Here is a 5,187-nt window from a genome sequence, read left to right as displayed (position 1 = left end):
GCAATATCGTTGAGGTCACAGCCATGTTTGATTACCAAACTTCAATACATTCGCATTTTGACACCGCTTGCCGCCGTTTCTCTTTGGCTCATAACCTTACTGAGTTGGCTGCGGTTATCGGTATCTCTGCCCAGGTATTACGCAACAAACTGAATCCAGAACAGCCGCATCGTTTAACAGTAAACGAGCTGATCATGCTAACGGATATCACTGATGATTCGGCCGTTCTGGATGGTTTACTGGCACAGTTGAAATGCTTGCCTGCGGTGCCGGTGAATGAAGCGAAGCCCGACAATTTACCCCTGCACGCTCTGAGTGCTACGGCCGCAATCGGTGTTATCGCCGGTGAAGCCATATCCGCTGCGCCTATGACGCAACTCCGTAGAAACGCCATTTTAGACCGAGCCAATCAGGCGATTCGCGATCTGTCCTTGCTCGTTGTGTCTGTTGAGTCGCGTTTTCACACCACGCCTGTGCTGGCATCCGCAATGGACGTAATCAGTTCATGCGGCGTCATGCCAGGCCTGAACTGAGGCTATTCGATGAAAGTTTTCGCACAACTATTAAAGCAACAATCGCCAACGGCTCAACTGCAAAGCTATGGCCACGGTTGGCTTGAACTGCCAAACGGTCAGCGCTGGCAACCGGCCGCAAGCAAAGTGTCGTTTCTAAGTGGTTGCCGTCACCCGATGGTGAAGATTAAGCGCCGCCCATGGTGGTTCCGCCTGATGAGATTAAGGGGGTAAGCGTGGAACAGCAATTGCCGAAATGGATTAGTGAAGCCCGAAAGATGATTTCAGGCACTGAAAACCGGGTGAAACATTATTGGGAAAATCTTCCAGAAGATGGACGCCGCGATCTTTGTTTCCTCTCCCAGCTGAAAAGCCGCCATGTGAAATGCGCCTGGGACGATTTGACCGAGGCGGAAAAAATCGCGCTGTGGCAGGGCGTTTTGAAGGTCAGAAAAATGCAGCAACAAACCCGTTCGCTGACGCCGGAAGATTTCAAAGGCGTGGTTGTTTGTAGTGTTAGCCGTAGAGCTGACGAACAAAAAATTTCAAATCCGATGCACTGAGGGAAGTATGAAAATTATCACCGTAGACGAAATTGGTTTGATCGAATCATTCGCAGCTTTTGGCGTTAAGTTCAATTACAGCCGTTTATTCCTGAGTAAATGCCACGTGTCAAAAGGCCGCGTTGCGCTGACGCCTTTCATGTTCAATGACACGGTTCATCTTGATAACCCGCACCAATGGTTTGCGGCCAATGCTGCGTTTTGGGTTCGCGCCTATCGTGAGTCTGAAACCTTGGTCGAACAAGTGGAAACAATGGCCAGCATTCGCGCCCTTTATTTTTTGGCCGGTTCTTTGGGGCAGGGTCATGCTCATGCGCTGATCAGCACCTGGTTTGAGACGATCAAGGAATTGCACGGCATAGGGGCGCTTAACCTGTCACCGCTTGCGCCGCTTCCTAAAAAATACGAAACAACGAATTCCCCGCTTAGTTTTCATTAATTAAATCATTCGAACGCCCACGGCTTCAGCCAGGTTGCCGGGGTTTCTTGCCGCCAAAATTTGGAGTCGTCCATTGAATCTATCCCGAAATGACCGCCCGAAACGCACGTCGGTGCTGCGCGGTTTTGACCAATCCTCACCGGCTTATCAGGATTCTGATCGTCTGGCCAGCATGTTGAAGAACGCCCGCGCAGAGTCGATGGCGGATGCAGCCGTGAAATATTCCGGCCGTATGGAACGTTTGGCTGCACATATTGCGACGGAGGGGTTAAACGCAGCGGAAGCCGTGGAATTGTTACGGCAGGAATCCGAACAGTTTGGTCACACCTTATAAATGGAGCTTTTTGCTTTTAACGGCCAGCATCATGCAACCCGTGAATTTCAAAAGGCGCAGTTTTCACCTAATGCGCCTGCTGGGATTAGCCTGACCGAACGCCAGTTATGGCATATCAACAAAGACGATCACGCATGGCGTGCTGAGTATTTGGCAGAAATGCCAAATTTCTTAGCGCGTTATTTTGGCGATCGTTACAGCAAATTAATGGAGTCTGGCCAGAATGGCCGCCGCCGTGCCAATACATTTTTACGCACTACCTTGGGTAAAAATGTATTGCCACGCCTGCGCGAAGTTCGCAAACAGTACGCAATGGATTTCCAGGGTGCAGGCGGGGTGCATATCCCGTTTGCTAAGGATATGGAAAAACTCCCAGGCTTTGATCGTGACGACGTGCGCAACCTGGCGCACCGTATCGCAGATTTTATGGCCGAATGTTTCAATGATTTCATTCGCACGGCTTTCCTGGAAGATTCCAAATCACCCGAAGAATTAGAGTGGCGTGCGACAGCTGCTTATCGTCATTTGGCTGAGCTGGTGAATCAGTTCAGTATCACGCCGCCATATTGGCATTTATTCAAAGCGGGCAACAACTTCACGGCGCGTAATGCTGAGTCGGGTTTGCTGCGGATGATGGCACCGGAATGGTGGCGCGGTAAGTTGAAACGAACCCGTGATCTGCTGCGTGAACATATGGCCATTGCCGTTGGCCAGGTTCAAAAGGCGGCATCGGCGTATGTCAGCCGTTCCACGCAAGGGGAATGGGTGGAGCAAAAGAAACGTAACCGAGAGTTTTTCAAATCGTGTGATTTAGAAAATCAGGAAACTGGAGAGCGTATTTCCCTGGCTGACATGGTGGACGGCAGCAACGCCAACCCGGCAAAACGCCGCTGCGAACTGATGGTTCGTATGCGTGGGTTTGAAGATTTGGCCACTGAAATGGGGATGGCCGGAGAATTTTATACGATCACTGCGCCGTCAAAATATCACGCCGTGCATAGTAAGGGTGGATTCGTGTCTCAGTGGAACGCAGCCAGCCCGCAGCAAACACAAAAATACCTTTGCGGCGTATGGGCAAAAGCCCGCGCTGCGTTTTCCCGCGCAGGGATCCACGTCTTTGGTTTTCGCGTAGTCGAACCGCATCACGATGGGACGCCTCACTGGCATATGTTGCTGTTTATGCGTCCGTCAGACGTGGCAGAGGTACGGGATATTCTCTGTTATTACTCCCGCCTTGAAGATTCTGAAGAACTGCAATCCGCATACGCACTTAAGGCGCGTTTTCACGTTGAACCTATCGATCCGGAGAAGGGCAGCGCGACCGGCTACATTGCTAAATACATTTCTAAAAATATCGACGGTTACGCCCTGGACGGGGAAGCCGATGATGAAACGGGCGAAAATTTGAAAGACATGGCCAAGGCGGTATCTGCCTGGGCAAGCCGCTGGCGGATCCGTCAGTTTCAGCAAATCGGGGGTGCGCCGGTAACGGTCTGGCGTGAGCTGCGCCGCATGCGTGATATCACCCTGGAAAACAAATCTATGGATGCCGTGCTGGCTGCGGCGGATGTGGGGTGCTGGGCATCTTATACCCAGGCACAGGGCGGGGCGTTGGTGGCGCGTTGTGATCTGGTTGTGCGCCTGATGTATGAAATCACTGAATGCGGCAATGAATACGGGGAGGCCGTTCAGCGTATTCAGGGGGTTTACTCGCCGTTATCTGGTCAGGAATCAGAGGTATTAACGCGCCTGGTTAAGTGGGCGATTGTTCCGAAGTTGGCCGATAGCGCAGCGGAGGCTGCTTTTCCTGGCGGCATCGCCGCCCCTTGGAGTTCTGTCAATAACTGTACCCAAAGTACGATCACCGAGTTGAAAAAGGGCATCGGTATTCAGTCCCAGGATGCTGGCCAGATGGCCAAAGCGCTGGCCAGGGGCAACATCGTGCCGCTGGATCGGGAAACTGAAATGCAATTAGAGGGCAACCGGCTGGTGGTCAGGCGGCGGAAAGCATATTGCAAGGATTGTGGGGAGGTTATCACGCCTGAAAATGAGTCATTCGATTCACCTGGCGTGTGCTGGGTGTGCGCCGATGGCCATGTTTTGCAGGCCGATCAGAATGATGCCGTTAACCGGGCGTTTGAGGCGTTAGGCATTTAATGCAAGGTAAAACTCGCAAAAGCACGTTCAGTTTGCTTTTATTCTGTAACAATTTGAGATACTGTATATTTATACAGTATATAAGTTAAGGAGGTTGGGGAATGCGGGATTTATTTTTTGAGGAAATCGCTGTGCAACGGATGGCTTTATTTTCTCGGTTGGTAGCTATTGGGGACTGTGACCAGGAAGAAAAAACGTTAGCTTTGGGCTGGTTAGCTGAGTTGAATGCACAATTGCTGGAAAATCTGCGACAGACAGAAAAGAAAACCCCCCAAAATGGGGGCAGTGATTCAGGCTTGTTGCAGTAGCGAAAGCATCATTTGGCGGCCATCGGCAGTAAGTGCATTGGCGACGCTTTTAACCATCTCTTCCTGAGATATCGCGCTTGGGCTGATGGTGCTGGCAAATGACAGATGCATTTTAAACGTATGGCCGCATTCAATATTTGTGCAACTGCAATACAGGTCTGAAAGTTCCCTATGCTTGCGTACCGTTTTCTTAATCACGGCGTTTGAATTACATGCGGTACAAATCACTTTCGACACGCGCATATTGTAGGCTCCAGGGAATTGATTACCCCGTGATTTTAGCCTTTTGCGGCTCATTTTTCACCCTCTGATGTTGTGTCAAAGGCGAAGTTAAGCCGCAGATGTAACGGAATTTCCGGGTCACTGTTGACCGCATTCATGATCATGCGCTGCAACGGGATCACTTCATCCTTTCGATACGTAGCGCGTGACTTTTCCGGATCAGGTAAACCCGCTGTATTTTGCGGAATAATACCCGCCAGGCCAGCCGGGAAACGGTGGGCGTTCAGCACATCCTGCGCGCTGATGTTCTTCACGTTGTTGAATTCGTCGTTCGCGCCGATATCTCCCACAGGAATGAACTGGATCGCTTTTTCGTTCCCGCCTGGAATGTTCACAAAGATGGTGGAGAAGTTCCCGATCCCTTTGCTGCTTTCCAGGCGTTCGGTGATTTCATCCTCTACTTCATCCGTCAGATTCGCGTCATTGGTGTAGATGATCCCCCCGGTGTGCGCCCCGTTGTGATAGTAGCGGCGGCGGAAAATGGTGGCTTCACTGTTGAGTAATGCCGAGTGAATGCCGCTGATGTAATCCGGCAGGCCGTAAATCTGTTGCTGCGGGTCGTACTGTTTCAGGAAAATCACATCATCCGGGC

Annotated in this window: 9 protein-coding genes; 7 read left to right on the top strand and 2 right to left on the bottom strand. The window is 51.1% G+C overall.

Annotated features, from left to right (window positions below):
* Positions 1-23: 23 nt before the first annotated feature.
* The 7 genes from AC1DUO_RS23140 (at position 24) to AC1DUO_RS23110 (ending at position 4,313) form a co-directional block, all read left to right on the top strand.
* Positions 24-533, top strand: a complete 510-nt coding sequence (locus tag AC1DUO_RS23140; protein WP_477988943.1) for a phage regulatory CII family protein — start codon at positions 24-26, stop codon at positions 531-533.
* 9 nt (positions 534-542) lie between these two features.
* On the top strand, positions 543-746 hold the full coding sequence (locus AC1DUO_RS23135; protein ID WP_477988941.1) for a phage filamentation protein Fil family protein: 204 nt from the start codon (positions 543-545) through the stop codon (positions 744-746).
* 2 nt (positions 747-748) lie between these two features.
* Positions 749-1,075 (top strand): hypothetical protein, encoded by a 327-nt coding sequence (locus AC1DUO_RS23130; RefSeq protein ID WP_477988939.1) that lies wholly within the window; start codon positions 749-751, stop codon positions 1,073-1,075.
* Positions 1,076-1,082: 7 nt separating this feature from the next.
* Positions 1,083-1,514: a hypothetical protein gene (locus AC1DUO_RS23125; protein ID WP_477988937.1), complete on the top strand. Its 432-nt coding sequence runs from the start codon at positions 1,083-1,085 to the stop codon at positions 1,512-1,514.
* 73 nt (positions 1,515-1,587) lie between these two features.
* A complete protein-coding gene (locus AC1DUO_RS23120; protein ID WP_477988935.1) occupies positions 1,588-1,848 on the top strand; it encodes a DUF2732 family protein in 261 nt (86 codons plus the stop codon).
* Positions 1,849-4,005 carry a replication endonuclease gene (locus AC1DUO_RS23115; protein ID WP_477988933.1) on the top strand — a complete coding sequence of 719 codons (2,157 nt, stop codon included), beginning with the start codon at positions 1,849-1,851 and terminating at the stop codon, positions 4,003-4,005.
* A gap of 101 nt (positions 4,006-4,106) precedes the next feature.
* Positions 4,107-4,313 carry a hypothetical protein gene (locus AC1DUO_RS23110; protein ID WP_477988931.1) on the top strand — a complete coding sequence of 69 codons (207 nt, stop codon included), beginning with the start codon at positions 4,107-4,109 and terminating at the stop codon, positions 4,311-4,313.
* Here the strand turns inward: AC1DUO_RS23110 and AC1DUO_RS23105 are convergent.
* Together AC1DUO_RS23105 and AC1DUO_RS23100 are read right to left on the bottom strand one after the other, a co-directional pair.
* On the bottom strand, positions 4,296-4,610 hold the full coding sequence (locus AC1DUO_RS23105) for an ogr/Delta-like zinc finger family protein (RefSeq protein ID WP_013575849.1): 315 nt from the start codon (positions 4,608-4,610) through the stop codon (positions 4,296-4,298). The genes AC1DUO_RS23110 and AC1DUO_RS23105 overlap by 18 nt on opposite strands.
* Positions 4,607-5,187: phage portal protein (locus AC1DUO_RS23100; protein ID WP_477988929.1), on the bottom strand; the 581-nt coding region annotated here is incomplete at its 5' end. The genes AC1DUO_RS23100 and AC1DUO_RS23105, both read right to left, overlap by 4 nt.

The sequence above is a fragment of the Rahnella sp. P4_A8 genome, assembly GCF_056402435.1.
The sequence above is the reverse complement of the archived record's forward strand: the minus strand, read 5'-3'. Positions and strand labels throughout refer to the sequence as shown.